Genomic DNA, 18,588 nt, shown 5'->3' with positions numbered 1-18,588 from the left:
CCGAAGAAGTTTAGGCATTAAACCATACGCGGCTGCCGATGTAGCCATTGGACATATCGTTGCCGATATCGTCGACATATCCCTTCAGCGTTTTCGAAGAGGCCATGATGTAGTCGTTGAAGACGGGCAAAATCAGGCCACCATCGTCTCGCACCATCACTGCCAACTGTCGATAAAGCACCTTGCGTTTGGCTTCATCGAGCTCGGATCGCGCCTGCAGCACCAACTTGTCGAAGTCGGGGCGCTTGAAGCGCGTATCGTTCCACTCGGCGGTTGACAGGTAGGAGGTGGAGTAGCGCGAATCCTGCGTAGGACGGCCGCCCCAGAAGGATGCGCAGAAAGGCTGCTTGTTCCAGACATTGGTCCAGTAACCGTCTTCCGGTTCGCGCTTGACGTCGATCGCGATGCCGGCTTTGCGTGCGCTTTGCTGGAACAGGATCGCCGCATCCACCGCGCCTGGAAAGGCTGCGTCTGACGTCAGCAGCTGAATGGGGCGGTCGAGGCCCGATTTCTTGAAGTGGAAGGCGGCCTTGTCTGGATCATAGGGGCGCTGTTCGATATCGGTCGGCGCGAGCGCGTAGTTGGAATTGACCGGATAGTCGTTGCCGATCGTCCCGTAGCCGCCCAGAACCTTCTCGAGGATCGACTGGCGGTCGATCGCATATTTCAGCGCGAGCCGAAGATCGGCGTTGTCGAAAGGCGCCGTGTCGCAATGCATCAGGAAGCAGTAGAAGCCCTTGCCGGCATTGCGGACGATCTCGACGGTCGGTGCCCGCTGCAGCATCGGCACGGTCTTCGGGTCGACATTGTTGACGAAATGAACCTGACCGGAGGCGAGCGCTGCAATGCGGGCGGTGTTGTCGTTGATGACGAGGATTTCGACGCTGTCGACGAAGCCCCGGTCAGAGCGCCAATCCCTAGGGTTCTTCTCGAAGGTGGCGCGAACACCCGGCTCGAAGCTCTTCAGAATGTAAGGGCCGGTGCCGACGGCCGCCGCCGGCTTGTCGACGCCGCCCTTCGGCTGGATGATCAGGTGGTAATCGGTCAAAAGCAGAGGCAGATCCGCATTGCCCTCGGAAAGCGTGAGGACGAGATCGCCCGCCTTTTCTTCGATGCCGGTGATCGAGGCCATAAGCCCAAGAGCACCCGACTGCGAATTCTTGTCCGCATGCCGCTTCAGCGTCGCGACAATGTCGGCGACCGTCATCTTGCTGCCGTCGTGAAACTGCACGTCGTTGCGGATCTTGAAGGTCCAGACGGAAGCGTCAGCCGAGGGCGTCCAGGAGGATGCCAGCGACGGCAAGGGAGCGCCGGTCTTCGGATCGGATTCGAGGAGCGTATCGCCCCAGAGGCGGCCAATGACGAACAAGACGGAGGCACTATAGGTTGCCGGGTCGAGCGCATCGCTGGTGGCGCCGCCCTTGAGGCCGAGTTTCAGATGACCACCGCGCTTCGCTTCCTGTGCTTGAGCATCGCGGGGCATTAGGAGGCCGGAGGTGAGTGCCGGCAGTGCACCCAGCGCGGCTGCCCCGCCGAGGAAGTGGCGGCGGCCCATATTCAGCTGAGAAGATTGATCTTTTTGTTGCGTCATGACAGTTCCCTCGTTTCCATTTTGTAGGTGAGAACGTAGAGGCCGGCTCAGCCCACGCAATTTCGCGACTTGACGCATCTTTAAGCAAGTTTACGCTAGTCGTCGTCAATGCGGAGCTACCGATGCCTCACTTGGTCGAGAACCTCAAAATTGCCTGCGCAACGCAGCGTTCCATTTCGCATCTATGCCGTGCGATCGATATCAACCGGCAACAATTCAACCGCTATATCAACGGCCAGACGAAACCGTCTGCTCACAATCTGGCGCGCATCGCCAAGTATTTCGATCTCGATGCAGCCGACTTTGATCTCGCTCCCAGGCTCTTTCGCGAGCGGCTTCGCAAACCGGCCCTGGACCTCAATCAAAGCTCCGATTTGTTAAAGGCGTTCCCCGGAGATCTGGCCGCGCTCCGACGTCATATCGGCTATTTCCAGACCTATCATCGGTCGCCATCCTGGCCGGGAATGGTCGTCTGTTCCTGCAGTCGTCTTATCGAGCGGGGCGGGCTCGTGCACGTCAAGTCGATGGAGCGCCTGCGGGATCCAGGAAACGGCATTCAGCAATTTTCCAAATATGTGGGTTTGGCAGCCTTCTATCGAAACCGCATCTTCATCACCGAGCGTGTCGTCGGTCCGAATCCCATACTGTCGCAGACGATCCTTCTGCCCTTCGACGAGTATCAGCGCGTCTATCTGCGCGGGACGACAATGGGAGTTTCCTGGCGAAAGGAAAACCTCCCCTATGCCTCGCGGATGATCTGGCGGCATGTGGGTGCCGAGCCTGATCTGCGAGAACTTCTGTCGCGCTGCGGACCGCTGCCGCTGTCATCGCGGCAATTGCCGCCGACGGTACGCTCGTTTCTTACGGATCCCTCGGCCGAAGTGTATGCGGTGCCAGCCGAGTATTGACGACACCGATTGCCGAAGGGCTTTGTTAGCCTTCGCGGGTGCTCAACAACGAAAAACCCAAGATGCAAGAAAAAGTTGTGCTTCTACGGAATATATTAAGGATCGCTTTATAAAAATAGCAGTCATCATATCGTTTAGTGACGCATACTTCGACATTTTGGGGATGCCTAGATGCTTTTCTCTGCGAGAATGGATGCAGATCCCAGTGCGTGTGCCTATATCAACGATCTGCTTCGCCAAGAAGCAAAGATTAATTTGGACCGCGACGCCGACATTCCCGATGCTGTTTCAGTCAACCGGGTCTTGAATTTCATCAAGCGCTTGTGGAGCGAAACCGGGGAGGAGCTGGATGTCAATGTCTTCTATCGCCATCGCACCCTCGATGCCCTCGGCCTTGCAATTTCCAATCACGAAGACCTCTCAGTCTCTTCGAAAATCATAGAGCTCCGTGACGGGGAGGGCGCGGCGCCATTGCTGCTATTTGCAGGCGGAGCAAGCTGCTTCCTGGAAATGCAGCAATTGATCAAGGAAATCCGCTTTCCAGGACCGATCCTTGGCGTTGCGTTGACGGCCTTCAATCGCGATCGTCGACATCCGGCAACGGTGGAAGACGAGGTCCAAAGCACGCTGAGAGCGCTGCAGGCAGCAGGGATCAGCGAGCCATATCGATTGCTCGGTTATTCGTTTGGCGGTGTTTTTGCCTTGGAGCTTGCCCGCGCCCTGAGAGCGCAGGGGCAAAGAATTGCATTCCTTGGCATGCTGGATACCCCGTTTGGCGAGCAGGAGTGGCCGCTGATGATCTGGGGCAGGTTCATGTGGCAACGCTGGAGGCGAGCCCGAACCAGAAAGAAGAACCTGCGGAAAGCCGATTCTCAGCCACGCCGTCTAGCATCGGCTCAGACCAGCAGGCCGGTTATCGAGCGACGAGAACTCCTCGCAAAAAAACTGAAGCCCCTTTCTTTCCGTTACGCCGATCCGCATTCGGCCTATTATCCGGAGCTGGCGCCGCAATGGATGGGCGATTATCCGCCGCTCTACGATGCGGCTGCCAGACAACTCCTGCGTATGAAGGGTCTTTATAAACCGAGCCGTTATGACGGCGAGCTGACCTTCTACCGCAGCCTGCAGGGCTCACCGGTCGATTGCGATCCCAAGACCATATGGGGGCGTTTTCTTGCGCATGCGAACTGGGTCGATGTTGCCGGCAACCACCAGAGCATGATTGTCGGCCGTAACGCCGGTACGCTCGCCCGCGAACTCAGCGCGCGCCTGACGCGCTGAGCTTTCAATTTCCGGCGCTCTCCATCTTCCGCGTCGTCAGCACGCGCTCCAGCCAGCCGATCTCCATTTCGGGAACGGATTTCAGCAGCAAGTCGGTGTAATCGTCGAAGGGCGGCGACAGTGCTTGCGATTTCGGGCCGAAGCGAACGAGCTTGCCACGATGCATCACCGCGACGCTATCGGCGATGGCGCGCACGATGGCGATGTCATGGGTGATGAAGACGTAGGAGAGATGCGACTCTTCCTGCAGCTTCAGGAGCAGTTTCAGAATGCCTTCGGCAACCAGCGGATCGAGCGCCGAGGTCGGCTCGTCGCACAGTATGAGTTCTGGCTTGGCTGCGAGCGCGCGCGCGATGGCGACACGCTGTTTCTGGCCGCCCGATAGCTCGGCTGGATAGCGGTCGATGAAACCGTTGCTCATCTCGATCTGATCGAGCAGCTCTTTCACACGTGCGGTCTTCGCTGCACCATGCAGGCCATCATAGAAGGTCAATGGACGACCGATGATATCGCGGACAGTCTGACGCGGGTTCATTGCGGTATCCGCCATCTGGTAGATCAGCTGGATACGGCGCAGCTCCTGTCGCGAGCGGTCTTTCAAGGCAGGGGTCAGCGGCTTGCCGTCAAAGGAAATCCGCCCGTCGCTCGGCGGCAGCAGGCCGGTGATGACGCGGGCAAGTGTCGATTTGCCTGAGCCGGACTCGCCGACGACAGCCAATGTCTGACCTTTAGGAACATGTAGAGAAACATCGTGCAATACCTTGAAACCATTCGAGTATTGCGCGCTGATATTCTCGACTTTCAAAAGTGCGCTCGTCTGATCGGCGGCTTCTGCACGTATCTCCTGGCGGACGTTGACGAGAGCGCGGGTATAGTCCTGCCGCGGCTCCTCGATGATCTGCTGGACGCTGCCATATTCCACCGTCTTGCCGTGCCTCAGCACCATGATGTCGTCGGAAATCTGGGCAACGACGGCAAGGTCATGGGTGATGTAGAGCGCAGCGGTATGCGTCTCCTCAATGGCGTGCTTGATCGCTGCAAGCACATCGATCTGCGTGGTGACATCGAGCGCGGTCGTCGGTTCGTCGAAGACGATCAGTTCCGGATTGGAGCAGAGCGCCATGGCGGTCATGGCGCGCTGCAGCTGGCCGCCGGAAACCTGATGCGGATAGCGGTCCCCGAAAGTTTCCGGATTGGGAAGGCCAAGCACGCGGAAGAGATAGAGCGCCCGCTTCCTTGCCTCCTCCTTCGTCATCAGACCATGCTTCACCGTTGCTTCGATGACCTGATCGCCCAGCCGATGCGCCGGATTGAAGGCGGCCGCTGCCGATTGCGCGACGTAGCAGACCCGTGCCCCGCGGATCCGGCGGATGCCGGACTTGCCGAGCGGCAGGATATCGGTGCCGTCGAGCAGCACCTGGCCGCCGGTAATCTCGGCGCCGCCACGGCCGTAGGCGAGGGCGGAAAGGCCGATGGTGGACTTGCCGGCGCCGGACTCGCCGATCAGCCCGAGCACCTTGCCTTTCTGCAAGTCGAAGGAAACGCCATCGACGATGGTGACGCGCTTCGGCGGCTCGCCCGGCGGATAGCTGGTTGCCTCTATCTTGAGATTACGGACGGAAAGAAGCTCAGGCATCGCCACGCCCTCCCTTGAGGCTGGAGGTGCGCCTTAGGAGCCAGTCGACCACCAGATTGACACAGATTGCGAGTGCCGCGATGGCGGAGCCCGGCACGAGCGCGGCGGAGATGCCGAAGATGATGCCGTCCTTATTGTCCTTGACCATGCCGCCCCAGTCGGCCGCCGGCGGCTGGATGCCCAAGCCGAGGAAGGAGAGGGTGGAGAGAAACAGGATCGAGAAGGCAAAGCGCAGTCCGAATTCCGCTAGCAGCGGCGACAGCGTATTCGGCAGGATCTCGCGGAAGATGATCCAGATCTTGCCTTCGCCGCGCAGCTTAGCGGCTTCGACGAATTCCATGACCGCGATATCCAGCGCCACGGCGCGGCCGAGGCGATAGACGCGGGTGGAATCGAGAATGGCCATGACGAGGATCAGCACGATCAGGTTCTGCGGCAGGACGGCGAGCACCACGAGCGCGAAGATCAGCGTCGGGATCGACATCATCAGGTCGTTAAAGCGCGAAAAGACCGTGTCGATCCATCCACGCGAGACGGCGGCGGTGAAGCTGAGGATGATGCCGAGCGAGAAGGAAATGATCGTTGCCGCCAGTGCGACGAAGAGCGTCGTGCGGGTGCCGTAGATCAGACGCGACAGGATATCGCGGCCGAGATTGTCGAGGCCGAAGAAATATTGTGCATCGGCCGGCTGCCAGACGTTGCCGACGACTTCCGTCTCGCCGTAAGGAGCGATCCAGGGAGCGAAGATCGCGCAGATGAAGGCGATCAGAATACCGACAATGCCGACCCACGCGGTGATGGGAATATCTCTCAATCTCATCGCGGATGCCTCAGACGCGGGTTGGCGATGATGGCGAGAATATCCGCCGTCATGTTGAGGAAGATGTAGACGGCGGCGAAGATCAGGCCGCAGGCCTGGACGACAGGCATATCCCGCACCGTCACCGCATCGACCATGTACTGGCCCATGCCCGGATAGACGAAGACAACTTCGACGACGACGACGCCGACGATGAGATAGGCGAGGTTCAGCGCGATCACATTGATGATCGGTGCCAGCGCATTGGGGGCGGCGTGCTTGACGATGGCGCGGAAGGCGGAGAGCCCCTTCAGTTCCGCCGTTTCCATATAGGCCGAAGACATGACGGAGAGAATGGCCGCCCGCGTCATGCGCATCATGTGAGCGAGTACGACAAGGACCAGAGTTGCGGTCGGAAGCGCGATTGCCTTCAGCCGATCGACGAAGCCCATGCCGTCGAAAACTGTGGCCGGAAAAGTCGCGATACCGAATTTGACCGAGAAGAACATGATGAGGAGATAGCCGATGAAGAATTCCGGCAGAGAGATTGCCGCCAGCGAGATGACATTGATGATCTTATCAGGCATTCGGTTCCTGAAATGGACGGCGAGCATGCCTAGGCAAACCGCCAGCGGCACCGAAATCAACGCCGCAAAGCCGGCTAGAAACAGCGAATTGCCGAGCCGCTTGCCTATTTGCTCGCCAACTGAATTCTTGCTGGCCCAGGAGGTGCCGAAATCGCCCTTGACGGCATTGCCGAGCCATTCGACATAGCGGGTGACGACAGGCCGATTGAGGCCAAGCTCTTCGCGGATATTCGCGACCGCCTGCGGCGTTGCCGACTGGCCGAGATAAGTGGTTGCAAAATCGCCGGGCAGGGCCTCGAGCCCGCCGAAGATCAGGACCGAGACGGCAAACAGCAAAATGATGCTGAGCACGCAACGCTCGATAATGAGGGATAGCAGCGGAAAACGCTGCTTGAACCTCAGCCCGGGCAGAACGGTGCCGGGAGGTGAATTGGACATTGCCGATGCCTCGCACTGAGAGCGGTTCCATGTTTTACAGGAATCGCTGTGCCGCTCTCTTTTGTTGTTTTACGCAATTCCGAATGGAAAACAGCTGCGCATTTTCCTGAAATTGCCTGAAACGTCGGGAGGACCGCGAAAGGCTTTCGCGGTCCCGGCTGCGTTGGAGATCAGGGCGTTCTCGCCCGCTTCAGGCATCAAGCGTCCAGCCAGACGCGGGTCGCGACATAGCCGTTCGACATGTCATTGCCGATATCGTGGACATAGCCCTTCACCTGCTTGGTGGAGGCATTCACGAAATCGTTGAACATCGGCAGGATGACGCCGCCTTCGTCGCGCACCATCATTGCCATGGCGCGATAGAGCTCCTTGCGCTTGGCTTCGTCCAGTTCGGAGCGGGCCTGAAGCAGGAGTTTGTCGAAGTCGGGGCGCTTGAAGCGCGTGTCGTTCCAGTCCGCCGTCGAGAGATAGGCGGTGGAATACATCTGGTCCTGCGTCGGCCGCCCGCCCCAGTAGGAGGTGGAGAAGGGCTGGACGTTCCAGACGTTCGTCCAGTATCCGTCGCCCGGCTCGCGCTTGACCTCGATATTGATCCCCGCCTTCTTGCAGCTTTCCTGATAGAGAACTGCGGCATCGACGGCGCCGGGGAAGGCGACTTCGGAGGTGCGCAGCAAGACCGAACCGCTATGGCCAGACTTCTTGTAATGGAAGGCGGCCTTGTCGGGATCATATTTGCGCTGCTCGATGCCTTCGGGGAAGAGCGCATAGGTGCCATTGATCGGGAAGTCGTTGCCGACCTTGCCGTAGCCGCCAAGAATCTTCTTGACCATCGTCTCGCGGTCCATGGCGTATTTCAGTGCCAGGCGCAGGTCGTTGTTGTCGAAGGGCGCCTTGTCGCAATGCATGATGAAGACGTAATGGCCGCGGCCGGCGGTGGCCAGGATTTCGACGTTCGGCGCACGCTTGAGAAGATCCACGGTCTTCGGATCGACACGGTTGATGTAATGGACTTGGCCGGATGAGAGCGCGGCGATGCGAGCCGTCGCATCGTTCATGCAGATGATTTCGACACTGTCGACGAAGCCGCGGTCCGTGCGCCAGTCGTCCTTGTTGCGCTCGAACGTGGCGCGTACGCCGGGCTCGAAGCTGACCTGCTTGTAAGGGCCGGTACCGATCGAGGCGAGGGGATCGTCATAACCGCCATTCGGCTGGATAACGAGGTGATAGTCGGTCAGAAGCAACGGCATGTCGGCGTTGCCTTCGGTCAGCGTCAGGACGAGATTGTCGCCATCGGCCTTGATCTCCTTGATCGACTTCATGACGCCCAGCGCGCCGGATTCCGATTTCGCATCCGTATGGCGCTTGAGCGTGGCGACGACGTCGTCGATCGTCAGGTCCTTGCCGTTATGGAACTTGACGCCCTTGCGGATCTTGAAGGTCCAGGTGGCGGCATCCTTCGACGGCTCCCAGGATTCAGCGAGCGAGGGAACGGCGGCACCTGTCAGCGGGTGAGATTCCACCAGCATGTCGCCCCAGCAGCGGCCGATGCAGAACATGACCTGTGACAGGAATTTTGCCGGATCCTTGGAATCGGTTGCAGCACCGCCTTCAAGGCCAAGCTTCAGATGGCCGCCGCGCTTCGGTTCGGCTGCCATTGCGCTTTCGATAAAGAGCTTGTCGGCGAGCGTCAAAGTCACGCCCGCGGCCATTGCGCGTCCCATGAATTCGCGGCGGCTAAGCCCGCCGGCGGTAACGCGGCTGGTCAGATATTTCGTATAATCGTTCATTCCCCTGTTCCTTCTTCTTGCCGTGTTGACAAAGCCCCCGAGCAAGCCACTTCAGGTCACGGTTCCTCTTCCGCCTGAAGCCTGTTGCCCGCGAGCATGCGGGAAATTCAGCGGTTGCTGCCGCCTCCTACCTTCCTTTCCAGATGGGGGCTCGCTTCTCTGCGAAAGCCCGTGCGCCTTCCAATTGATCTTCGCTCGAATAGAGGATGTCGACGGTTGAAAACTGCCGTTTGGTGATCTTGTTCATGGCAGTCTGAAACGTCGAACCCTCCGCTTCACGAACGATTTCCTTGATCGCTGCGTAGACGAGCGGCGGCCCGCTTGCGAGCAGGCGGGCGAGTTCCCAGGCTCTATCCATTAGCTTGTCAGCCATGACGATCTCGTTGACGAAACCCCAGCGGTGCGCCTCTTCGACATTGAGCCACCGGCCAGTCAGCAGCATGTCCATGGCGATATGATAGGGGATGCGCTTCGGAAGCTTGATCGATGCCGCATCGGCGACGGTGCCAGAGCGAATTTCCGGCAAAGCGAAGGTCGCGTGCGAGGCGGCGATGATCAGATCGGTCGACAGCGCGATTTCCAGCCCGCCGCCGCAACAGATGCCGTTGACGGCACAGATGATCGGCTTGTTGAGATCACGCAGCTCCTGGAGGCCACCGAAGCCGCCGACGCCATAATCCCCGTCGACGGCATCGCCGGCGGCGGCCGCTTTCAAATCCCAGCCCGCGGAAAAGAATTTCTCGCCGGCGCCGGTCACGATGGCGACGCGCAGATCCGGGTTGTCGCGGAAGTCGCGAAAGATCAGGCCCATCTTGCGACTGGTCGCCAGGTCGATGGAGTTCGCCTTGGGCCGATCGATGATGACCTCGAGGATGCCGTCTTCGGAGCGGGTTCGAATGGGGTCTTGCAACTTCCGCTACCTCCTTCGCCGGATGAGGGCATCCGCCGCAATGGCGCCCCGAGATTCTGCTAGAACCATCAATGGATTAATGTCTAGTTCTTCAAGATGTGCGGCGTTCGTTACGACATATTCTGCCGCTGATAGGACGGCGTCAGCAACGATTTCGAGGCTGCTGCCTGCATTGCCGCGATAGCCTTCAACCAGTTTCCGGACCTTCAGCCGCGAAATCCGCTCGAGAACCTCGGCTTTCGTCACGGGGAGTGGCAAAACGACGGAATCCTCAAGCAATTCCACGAGAATTCCGCCCGCGCCAACGGTTAGTGTCAGGCCGACGACCGGATCGCGGACCGCGCCAACGATCAGCTCCGCGATAGGGCGATCGATCATCCGCTCGACAAGGAATCCGTGTGAGAGACCGGCCATGCCTTCGGCCGCGTCTCTGACGGCATTCCTATCCCATAGGTTGAGCTTAACCGCGCCGACGTCGGACTTGTGCTCGACACCGAGCGCCTTGAGCGCCACCGGAAAACCGAGTTGTTCCGCGCAATCGGCGGCCTCGCTTGCCGTGGCGGCGGTCTTGCCGCGCGGGACTGTCAGGCCCGCTGCCGCAAGTTCCGCCTTGGCGGCAGCTTCGTTCAGGGTCTCGACCTCGCCTTCGGCGGTGGAAGCGCTGAGAAGCGGCAATGGTTGCGGCCTATTCCATGCCCTGGCAATGCCGTTGGCCATATCCGCTGCGGTCAACGCCTCGCTGATACCGCAGAGCGGCACGATGCCGCTTTCGATCAGCCGCTGTGCGATCGCCTCCGGCATGTTTTCGGGCAAGGTCGCCAGAATGCCGGCGCGGGCACCCGTCCGCTTCGCGGCCGCGGCAACCGCTGCAACAGTAATCATCCAGTCGGCGCCATCACAACGATCCGCGCGTGGGAAGTCGAGAACGAGCAGATTGAGGGCATAGCCGCCGGCGAACATGGCGCTGAAAGCCTCCGTCTGCCGGCCCAGATCGCCCCAGACGAAGGTGTGATAGTCGAGCGGATTGGAAAGCGTCACCATCGGGCCGAGAGTTGCGCGCAGGGCAGGAAGCTGTTCGGCTTTCAACGCACGAAACTCGATAGTCCGGCCCACGGCAGCATCGGCCATCAGCGACGCCTCGCCGCCCGAACAGCTCATCGACGAGATCGCATTGCTCTCGAGCGGGCCAGCGACATGCAGGAGTTTCAACGTCTCGATCAGCTCCGGCAGCGTCGAAACGCGGCCGATGCCGAGGCGGTCGAGAACGGCGTCGGCCACTGCATCGCTGCCAGCAAGTGAGGCGGTGTGCGAAACGGTGGCGCGTTGAGCCTGTTCGGATTTGCCGACCTTCAGTGCGACGACGGGCTTCTTCAGCTCTCGGGCGCGCATGGCGAGGGCTTCCAGCGCTCTTATATCGCCGAAGCCTTCGATATGCAGACCGACGGCCGTCACACGCGGATCTTCAAGGACGGCTCGGGCAAGGTCCGACAGGCCTGTCTGCGCCTGGTTGCCCGCCGTCATCAGATAGCTGATGGGCAGGCCGCGCCTCTGCATGCTGAGATTGATGGCGATATTGGAGGACTGCGTAAGGATCGCAACGCCGCGCTCGGTTCTGACAATGCCATGCTGATCCGGCCAGAGCGGGGCGCCATCCAGCCCATTGATCATGCCGTAGCAGTTCGGCCCGACGATCGGCATGGTGCCGGCAGCTTCGACGAGAGCCTGCTGCAAATCCGCGCCATCAGCCAGTTCGGCCACAGCCTCGCTGAAGCCTGAGGCATAGCAGACGGCGCCGCCGGCGCCTCTGGAGGAGAGCTCCCTCACGATATCGACGGTAAGCGCCCTGTTGACACCAATGAAAGCGGCGTCTGGCGCGTTGGGAAGGTCGGCGACCGAGCGATAGCAACGACGGCCAAGCACGCTTTCCTGTGTCGGATGCACCGGCCAGATTTCGCCGGCAAATTCCATGCGGTCGCATTGCTCGATGACGCGCCGTGCCTCTCTGCCGCCGAAGACGGCGATCGTTTTGGGTCGGATCAGGCGGTCGAGCAAACGCTGGGTCATGGGCTCATGCTCCGAACGGCCGAAGCAGGTCGCGGCTGATGATGTGCCGCTGGATTTCCGAAGTCCCGTCCCAGATACGCTCGACGCGAGCATCACGCCAGAAGCGGGTGAGTGGCAGGTCGTCCATCAGGCCCATGCCGCCGAAGATCTGGATCGCCTCGTCGGTGACGCGGGCAAGCATTTCCGACGCATAGAGCTTGGCCGAGGCAATCTCGCGGTTGGCCGGGATGCCAGCATCGAGCTTCCAGGCGGCCGACAGCGTAAGGAGGTCGGCCGCGTCGATGTCGGTGATCATGTCGGCGAGCTTGAAGGACACGCCTTGATTGGCGCCGATCGGCTTGCCGAATTGCTTGCGCTCGGCCGCATAGGGCAGGGCCAGATCGAAGACACGGCGCGCCCGGCCGACGCAGGTGGCGGCAACCGTCAGGCGGGTTCCGTAGAGCCACTGGTTGGCGAGATCGAAGCCGCGATGCACTTCCCCTAGCAGCTGAGACTTCGGCAGGCGGCAATCGGTGAAATTCAGGATGCAGTTGTGATAGCCGCGATGGGAAACCGAGTCATAGCCTTTGACGATCTCGAAGCCCGGCGTGCCGCGATCGACCAGGAAGGCGGTGATCTTCTTCTTGACGCCTCGATGGGTATCCTCCTCGCCGGTGGCCGCAAAGACGATGACAAAATCGGCTACATCGGCGTGCGAGATGAAATGCTTCGTGCCGTTGAGCACGAAATCGTCACCATCCTGCCTTGCCGCGCATTTCATGCCGCGCATGTCGGAGCCGGCGTCCGGCTCGGTGATCGCGAGTGCATCGACCCTTTCCCCGCGCACCGTCGGCAAGAGGTAACGCTCGCGCTGCTCGCCCTCGCAGGCCATCAGGATGCCGGATGGGCGTCCGAAGAAGACCGTAAGTCCCATTGAGCCGCGGCCCAGCTCACGTTCAACGAGCGTGAAGGTGACGTGATCGAGTCCAGCGCCACCGACCTCCTCCGGGAAATTGCAGGCATAGAAGCCGAGCTCGATGCATTTGCGCTTGATTTCCAGCCCAAGATCGGGCGGTACGAAGCCGGTGCGCTCGACCTCGTTTTCGTGCGGATAGATCTCCGTCTCGACGAAGTCCCTGACCGTCTTGACGATCATCTCCTGTTCTTCGCTGAGCCCGAAATTCACGATCGCTTCCTCCTAGCGTTTTTGTCCTACATGACGGCCGGCTCCCTCCGGCATGGCCAAGGCTGCATGCGCGGCAGAAATCGGCCTCAGCTTCGCAAGCACCTCCTCCGGTGCGGCAACGGCTTTGCCTGCTTTCGCGTCGACATGAAGCAGCATCTGTTCGGCGGTGGCGATTATTTCGCCGCTGGCGCTGTTATGCAGTGCATGGAAGACATGCAGCCGCTTTTCGTCAGATGCGAGGATCTGCGCCGTCGAATGGATGGCCTGTCCGAGCTTGGCCTCGCCGAGATGGCGGATATGGGTCTCTACCGTGTAATAGCTGTGGCCGCGTTCGACATAGGCGAGATCGACGCCGATCAGCCGCAACAGCGCATCCGACGTGTCCCCGAACACCTGCAGGTAGCGATGCTCGGTCATATGGCCGTTATAATCGACCCAGGCCGGGCTGACCTTGGTATCGATCAGGCGCAGCGGCTTTGTAATGTCCAGCCCCTGCTTCTCCCTTCCTCCTGCGGCCCAAAGCTGCTGTTCGAAATCCTTCAGCAGTTTGCCGGCACCCCAGCCCTTGCCGCCATGGCTGCCTTTCAGGCTCTGGAGAATGCCGACCAGGTTCTCGTCGCGGATGCGCTCGAGTTCGCGGATCGACAGGCCATCGGCCTGATCGTCCGACTGCTGGCCGATCTTTTCGACAAGCGCGTCGTCGAGATCGACGACGTCCATCAGCTTCGTCCAATTCCACTGCAGGGCGGGGCCGAACTGCGCGAGGAAATGCCGCATGCCCGCTTCCCCGCCGGCGATGCGATAGGTCTGGAACAGACCCATCTGCGCCCAGCGCAGACCGAAGGAATAGCGAATCACATCGTCCAAAGTCTCGACGGTGCAGATATCGTCCTTGATCAGCCACAAGGCCTCGCGCCAGAGCGCTTCCAGCAGTCGGTCGCCGACGAAAGCCTCGATCTCCTTGGCGATATGCACACCCTTCATGCCGATGGGCGGCAGGCGGTCCATCGCCGCCTTGATCGTCGCTGCACTGGTCTTTTCGCCACCGACGATTTCGACGAGAGGCAGCAGATAGACGGGATTATAGGGGTGAGCGACGAACAGGCGCTCAGGATGACGCATGTCGCGTTGCAGGTCGGTCGGTAGCAGCCCCGAAGTGGATGAGCCGATCAGCGCATCGGGCTTTGCGGCCGCATCGATCTGCGTCAGCACGTTGCGCTTGAGATCCAGCCGCTCGGGCACGCTTTCCTGGATCCAGTCGGCGCCCTCGACAGCTGCTTCCAGCGTCTCCTTAAACGCAAGCTTGCCGCGCGGCGGAAGCGGCGCGCCGGTCAGCATCGCATAGGCTTTTTCGGCGTTATCAAGAACTTCGCCGACGATGCGGGTTGCCTCAGGATGCGGGTCGTAGACATCCACATCGATGCCTGCCAGCAGGAAGCGGGCGATCCATCCGCCGCCGATGACGCCGCCGCCGATGCAGGCCGCCTTGTTGATCTTGGTCATCGGGGCCTCAGCGCTTCGTCAGTTTCAGCTTCTTGCGGACATCTTCAGGGCCGATGATGCGCGCACCCATGCCTTCCACCACCTGCACCGCTTTTTCGACGAGCTGCGCGTTGGTCGCGAGCATGCCCTTGCCGGCATAGAGATTGTCTTCCAGCCCGACACGGACATTGCCGCCGGCAAGGATGGCGGCCGCTGGATAGGCCATGGCGTTGCGACCAATAGAAAAGGCCGAGAAGGTCCAGCTTTTGGGAACATTATTGACCATCGCCATAAAGGTGTTGAGGTCATCGGGCGCCCCCCAGGGGATGCCCATGCAGAGCTGGATGAGGACCGGATCCTCGATCAAGCCCTCCTCGGCAAGCTGTTTGGCAAACCAGAGATGACCGGTGTCGAAGGCTTCGATCTCCGGGCGGACGCCGAGATCGGTCATCTTCTTTGCCATGGCCCGTAGCATCGAAGGCGTATTGGTCATGACGTAGTCGCCAAGATTGAAATTCATCGTGCCGCAATCGAGCGTGCAGATTTCGGGCAGGCACTCGGCAACGTGGCTGACGCGCTCGGTGGCGCCTGCCATATCGGTGCCCTTGGCATTCAGGGGCAGGGGGCTTTCAACATCGCCGAAAATCAGATCGCCGCCCATGCCGGCCGTCAGGTTCAGCACGACATCGACATCGGCGGAACGGATGCGGTCCGTGACTTCCCTATAGAGTTCGTTGCGGCGGCTGGCAGCGCCCGTTTCGGGATCGCGGACATGGCAGTGAACCACTGCCGCCCCAGCCTTGGCGGCGTCGATCGCGGATTCCGCGATCTGCTTGGGAGTGATCGGAACATGGCTGGATTTCGAAACCGTGTCGCCGGCACCGGTCACGGCACAGGTGATGAAGACATCGCGATTCATCGCAAGAGGCATTTTTGTTCTCCCTCGTATTGAGGACATTACGAGCCATGACGTGCCCTTGTGCTTTGCATTATCGGAAGCATTTGATACATTCTCGGAACGCTTGGAGGAATGCGTGGTGCTGACATCGGCAAACGAGACACTCGACATTGACCTCCTGATCCTTCCGGAGACGAACCTGATCCTGATCGCGTCGGTGATCGAACCGTTGCGTGGGGCCAATCGCATTTCTGGAGCCGAGCTTTATCGCTGGCGGCTTTTCACGCCGGACGGCTCTCCCGCTGAGACGACGAGCCTTATCCCGGTGCCAGCTTGCGCAAGCTTTCGGCCGACATCGGACGCGACGCCACTTTTTGTGCTCGCCAGTTACAATTGGCGGCGCAACGCCACGCAGGCGCTGAAAATGCAATTGTCGCAGACCGCACGCCATCGCTCGATGGTTGCCGGCATCGAGTCCGGGACGTGGCTGCTTGCTGAGGCGAGCCTGCTCGATAATGTCTCCGCTGCCGTCCACTGGGAGGATTACGACGATTTCGCGCTCGCCTATCCGCAGGTGCGCGCGGTCAAGGACCGCTTCGTCATCGACGGCAAGCGGATCACCACGGCAGGCTCCCTGCCGACTGTCGATCTCATGCTTGAGATTATCCGGCGACGGCAAGGCTATTCGTTGGCGCTCGAGGTCAGCCGCCTGTTCATTTATGAGCCGGCGAGCACGCAGAGTGTAGCAGAACTTTCGCCATCGACGGCCGGCCTGCGCATGCGCGATCCGCGCGTGGCGCAGGCAATCCGCCTGATGGAGGACCATATCGAACAGCCGCTGGTGCTCGCGCGTCTCGCCCGCCGTGTTGGTGTCAGTGCACGCCATCTTCAGGCGCTTTTTCAGGAGAGCATCGGCGCGCCGCCACATGTGCATTATCTGGCGTTGAGGCTCAATGCAGCGCGGCGCAAGGTCATCGAGACGAAAGCCTCCTTCGCCGAGATTGCAGCCATGACAGGTTTCAATTCGGCATCGGCCTTTTCGCGTAGCTATCGTGCCAGCTTTTCCGAAAGCCCATCCGGCACGCGCCGAAGGCTGCGCCGGCGCGTCACGACTGCAGCAGAGCCGACATAGGGCGAAATGCCTCGCGCACCATTTCGGCCAGTTCCCGGATCGCCTCACTCGAATGATAGGGGTTGCGGCGAAGCACGACGCGCGATGAATCCACAGGCGGAAAACCGTCGTCACTCGTCAGTTCGCGGCAACCGTTCGGAATGTTGCTGCGCGATAGCGTGGTCACGGCTAGCCCGGCGGAGACGGCGTTCTTCAAGCCCGAGCTCGTATCGGCGATGAAGGCGATCCGATAGGCGCGGCCCTGCTGCTCCAGCGAACGTAAGGCGAAATCGCGCGCCCATGTGGAATTGCGATAGGTGGCAACCGGCAACGGCATGGCATCATGTAGGCGATGCACCATGGATGTCACCCAGACCGTCGGGTCGATGCAGAGAACCTCGCCCTTGTTCTGGTTGCTCCAATCGAAGACGACGGCCAGATCCAGTTCATCCTTTTCCAGCGCGGCCAGGTTATGTGCCGTGTAATCGCAGGAGACGGTTACTTCGACGGCCGGGTGCCTGATAGCGAAGGCGGCCAGTGCCGCCGGCAGCACAGTCTGGCTATATTCCTCCGGAATCCCGATCCGGACCGGGCCGTCGAGCGGTTTGGTACGAATATTTGCTGCCGCCTCGTTCAGAAGCTCGATCACGCGCTGCGCGTAGGGAAGCAATTGGGTGCCTGCCCGGGTGAGGACGGCCCCCCGGGCACTTCTTTCGAAGAGCGTTTCGCCAATCGTATCCTCGAGCCGCTTGATCTGGGCGCTGACGGCCGATTGCGTGCGGCCGATCCTTTGAGCGGCGGTGGAAAAATTGGACGTCTCGCTGATGACGAGGAAGGTCCGCAGAAGGTCGCTCTCAATGGGTTCACGCATTGGGGTCACAAATATTTCTGATAGCTACTATCTCTACTATTCGTTTGCCTGATGTCAAATATCGGCGCACACAGGGGGCGTTCCTTCGTTCCTCGAGTCCATATATGACATTCCAGTTTCCGGCCCGCTCCGCTTTTGCCAGCGAATATGAGAGGGGCGTTATACTTGTGGCGACAGCAATGCTTGCGTGGAGCTGCAGCGGCATCTATGCGCGCCTGCTGACTACTGACATATGGACGGCGATCGCCTGGCGTTCGCTGTTCGGCGGCTTGTTTCTGCTGATTCCCAGCTTTTTCCTCGAAGGTGGGTTTTCCAGGCGGCAATGGGCATCGATCTTTCATCCTGCCGGACTGGCGATGCTGGCCTGCCAGACCATCAGCCAGGCCTGCTTCATCGGCGCGCTTTACACGACCACGGTTGCGAACGTGACCATGATCTATGCGACGGCGCCGTTCATTGCCGCCTTCCTCAGCTGGACTATGCTGAAGGAGCGGGTCGCGAAGCGCACATTGGTCGCCGGCGGTATCTGCCTTATCGGCGTTGCTGTTATCGTTGCCTCGTCGATCGGCGGTGGTACAGGTGTCGGCGATCTGCTGGCGCTCGGCATGACTGTTACCTTCGCCCTCATCATCGTCATCCCGCGCATGGATCCGAGTATCCCGATCCTGCCGTCGAGCGTCGTCAGCGGGCTTTTGACCTTCGTGGTCTTCGTGCCCTTTGCCTCGACAAGCTCGGTGGACGTTCACAACTGGCTTCTGCTCGCCGCATTCGGGGCGACGAATTTCGCGCTTGCCTTCGTTCTTTTCCTGTTCGGATCAAGAAAGATGCCCGCCGCCGACGCTGCGCTTATCAGCTCGATGGAAATCGTGCTGACGCCGTTCTGGGTGTGGCTCTTCTTCTCCGAGATGCCGCCGGTTGCCACTTTTGTCGGCGGAGCGATCATCTTCGCGACGATCGTCTGGCATACCGCGATTGATCTGCGGCATAGCCGCCGTCGTCGCGCACCCGTCAATGGGCTATAGCCATAACCTCTCGTCTCAGCAAAGATAGCGGATCGAGC

Annotated in this window: 15 protein-coding genes; 4 read left to right on the top strand and 11 right to left on the bottom strand. The window is 60.3% G+C overall.

Annotation, left to right across the window (positions count from 1 at the left end; all coding sequences use genetic code 11):
- Positions 1 to 10: 10 nt before the first annotated feature.
- Complete coding sequence (locus FBZ97_RS07660) at positions 11 to 1,591, bottom strand: ABC transporter substrate-binding protein (RefSeq protein ID WP_145317954.1); 1,581 nt, start codon at positions 1,589 to 1,591, stop codon at positions 11 to 13.
- A gap of 122 nt (positions 1,592 to 1,713) precedes the next feature.
- Between FBZ97_RS07660 and FBZ97_RS07655 the strand changes: the two genes are divergently transcribed.
- Both FBZ97_RS07655 and FBZ97_RS07650 read left to right on the top strand, forming a co-directional pair.
- On the top strand, positions 1,714 to 2,499 hold the full coding sequence (locus tag FBZ97_RS07655) for a helix-turn-helix transcriptional regulator (protein WP_145317951.1): 786 nt from the start codon (positions 1,714 to 1,716) through the stop codon (positions 2,497 to 2,499).
- A 255-nt stretch (positions 2,500 to 2,754) separates the two neighbouring features.
- The gene (locus tag FBZ97_RS07650) at positions 2,755 to 3,780 is read left to right on the top strand and encodes a thioesterase domain-containing protein (protein ID WP_246661711.1); all 1,026 of its coding nucleotides are present in this window, start codon (positions 2,755 to 2,757) and stop codon (positions 3,778 to 3,780) included.
- Positions 3,781 to 3,784: 4 nt separating this feature from the next.
- Here the strand turns inward: FBZ97_RS07650 and FBZ97_RS07645 are convergent, their stop codons facing one another.
- From FBZ97_RS07645 to FBZ97_RS07605, 9 genes are all read right to left on the bottom strand, one after another.
- The gene (locus FBZ97_RS07645) at positions 3,785 to 5,416 is read right to left on the bottom strand and encodes an ABC transporter ATP-binding protein (protein ID WP_069615470.1); all 1,632 of its coding nucleotides are present in this window, start codon (positions 5,414 to 5,416) and stop codon (positions 3,785 to 3,787) included.
- Complete coding sequence (locus FBZ97_RS07640; protein WP_145317945.1) at positions 5,409 to 6,236, bottom strand: ABC transporter permease; 828 nt, start codon at positions 6,234 to 6,236, stop codon at positions 5,409 to 5,411. Before FBZ97_RS07640 ends, FBZ97_RS07645 begins: the two co-directional genes overlap by 8 nt.
- A complete protein-coding gene (locus tag FBZ97_RS07635) occupies positions 6,233 to 7,240 on the bottom strand; it encodes an ABC transporter permease (RefSeq protein WP_113351101.1) in 1,008 nt (335 codons plus the stop codon). Before FBZ97_RS07635 ends, FBZ97_RS07640 begins: the two co-directional genes overlap by 4 nt.
- A gap of 197 nt (positions 7,241 to 7,437) precedes the next feature.
- Positions 7,438 to 9,027 (bottom strand): ABC transporter substrate-binding protein, encoded by a 1,590-nt coding sequence (locus FBZ97_RS07630; protein ID WP_145317941.1) that lies wholly within the window; start codon positions 9,025 to 9,027, stop codon positions 7,438 to 7,440.
- 127 nt (positions 9,028 to 9,154) lie between these two features.
- Positions 9,155 to 9,937: a carnitinyl-CoA dehydratase gene (locus FBZ97_RS07625; protein WP_145317939.1), complete on the bottom strand. Its 783-nt coding sequence runs from the start codon at positions 9,935 to 9,937 to the stop codon at positions 9,155 to 9,157.
- Between the two features lie 6 nt (positions 9,938 to 9,943).
- Entirely contained in the window at positions 9,944 to 12,001 is a 2,058-nt protein-coding gene (locus FBZ97_RS07620) for an acetate--CoA ligase family protein (RefSeq protein WP_145317936.1), read from the bottom strand.
- 4 nt (positions 12,002 to 12,005) lie between these two features.
- On the bottom strand, positions 12,006 to 13,166 hold the full coding sequence (locus tag FBZ97_RS07615) for an acyl-CoA dehydrogenase family protein (protein WP_145317934.1): 1,161 nt from the start codon (positions 13,164 to 13,166) through the stop codon (positions 12,006 to 12,008).
- A gap of 12 nt (positions 13,167 to 13,178) precedes the next feature.
- Positions 13,179 to 14,669, bottom strand: coding sequence for a carnitine 3-dehydrogenase (locus FBZ97_RS07610; RefSeq protein WP_145317930.1), 1,491 nt, complete (start codon positions 14,667 to 14,669; stop codon positions 13,179 to 13,181).
- A 7-nt stretch (positions 14,670 to 14,676) separates the two neighbouring features.
- Positions 14,677 to 15,579: a 3-keto-5-aminohexanoate cleavage protein gene (locus FBZ97_RS07605; protein WP_145317927.1), complete on the bottom strand. Its 903-nt coding sequence runs from the start codon at positions 15,577 to 15,579 to the stop codon at positions 14,677 to 14,679.
- A 106-nt stretch (positions 15,580 to 15,685) separates the two neighbouring features.
- Here FBZ97_RS07605 and FBZ97_RS07600 point away from each other — a divergent pair, with 106 nt between their 5' ends.
- The gene (locus tag FBZ97_RS07600; protein ID WP_145319971.1) at positions 15,686 to 16,678 is read left to right on the top strand and encodes a GlxA family transcriptional regulator; all 993 of its coding nucleotides are present in this window, start codon (positions 15,686 to 15,688) and stop codon (positions 16,676 to 16,678) included.
- Here the strand turns inward: FBZ97_RS07600 and FBZ97_RS07595 are convergent.
- A complete protein-coding gene (locus tag FBZ97_RS07595) occupies positions 16,653 to 17,528 on the bottom strand; it encodes a LysR substrate-binding domain-containing protein (protein ID WP_145317924.1) in 876 nt (291 codons plus the stop codon). The genes FBZ97_RS07600 and FBZ97_RS07595 overlap by 26 nt on opposite strands.
- Positions 17,529 to 17,632: 104 nt before the next feature.
- Between FBZ97_RS07595 and FBZ97_RS07590 the strand changes: the two genes are divergently transcribed.
- Complete coding sequence (locus FBZ97_RS07590) at positions 17,633 to 18,550, top strand: DMT family transporter (protein ID WP_113351109.1); 918 nt, start codon at positions 17,633 to 17,635, stop codon at positions 18,548 to 18,550.
- Positions 18,551 to 18,588: the final 38 nt, after the last annotated feature.

The organism is Rhizobium sp. ERR 942, assembly GCF_007828395.1.
Taxonomy (GTDB): Bacteria; Pseudomonadota; Alphaproteobacteria; order Rhizobiales; family Rhizobiaceae; genus Rhizobium; species Rhizobium dioscoreae.
This window is presented reverse-complemented; position numbering and strand designations above follow the sequence as displayed.

What these genes read in the sequence shown, in the direction of transcription:
- FBZ97_RS07660 (WP_145317954.1), bottom strand. Translation starts at nt 1,591, where the DNA reads ATGACGCAACAAAAAGATCAATCTTCTCAGCTGAATATGGGCCGCCGC.
- FBZ97_RS07655 (WP_145317951.1), top strand. Translation starts at nt 1,714, where the DNA reads ATGCCTCACTTGGTCGAGAACCTCAAAATTGCCTGCGCAACGCAGCGT.
- FBZ97_RS07645 (WP_069615470.1), bottom strand. Translation starts at nt 5,416, where the DNA reads ATGCCTGAGCTTCTTTCCGTCCGTAATCTCAAGATAGAGGCAACCAGC.
- FBZ97_RS07640 (WP_145317945.1), bottom strand. Translation starts at nt 6,236, where the DNA reads ATGAGATTGAGAGATATTCCCATCACCGCGTGGGTCGGCATTGTCGGT.
- FBZ97_RS07635 (WP_113351101.1), bottom strand. Translation starts at nt 7,240, where the DNA reads ATGTCCAATTCACCTCCCGGCACCGTTCTGCCCGGGCTGAGGTTCAAG.
- FBZ97_RS07630 (WP_145317941.1), bottom strand. Translation starts at nt 9,027, where the DNA reads ATGAACGATTATACGAAATATCTGACCAGCCGCGTTACCGCCGGCGGG.
- FBZ97_RS07620 (WP_145317936.1), bottom strand. Translation starts at nt 12,001, where the DNA reads ATGACCCAGCGTTTGCTCGACCGCCTGATCCGACCCAAAACGATCGCC.
- FBZ97_RS07610 (WP_145317930.1), bottom strand. Translation starts at nt 14,669, where the DNA reads ATGACCAAGATCAACAAGGCGGCCTGCATCGGCGGCGGCGTCATCGGC.
- FBZ97_RS07605 (WP_145317927.1), bottom strand. Translation starts at nt 15,579, where the DNA reads ATGCCTCTTGCGATGAATCGCGATGTCTTCATCACCTGTGCCGTGACC.
- FBZ97_RS07595 (WP_145317924.1), bottom strand. Translation starts at nt 17,528, where the DNA reads ATGCGTGAACCCATTGAGAGCGACCTTCTGCGGACCTTCCTCGTCATC.
- FBZ97_RS07590 (WP_113351109.1), top strand. Translation starts at nt 17,633, where the DNA reads ATGACATTCCAGTTTCCGGCCCGCTCCGCTTTTGCCAGCGAATATGAG.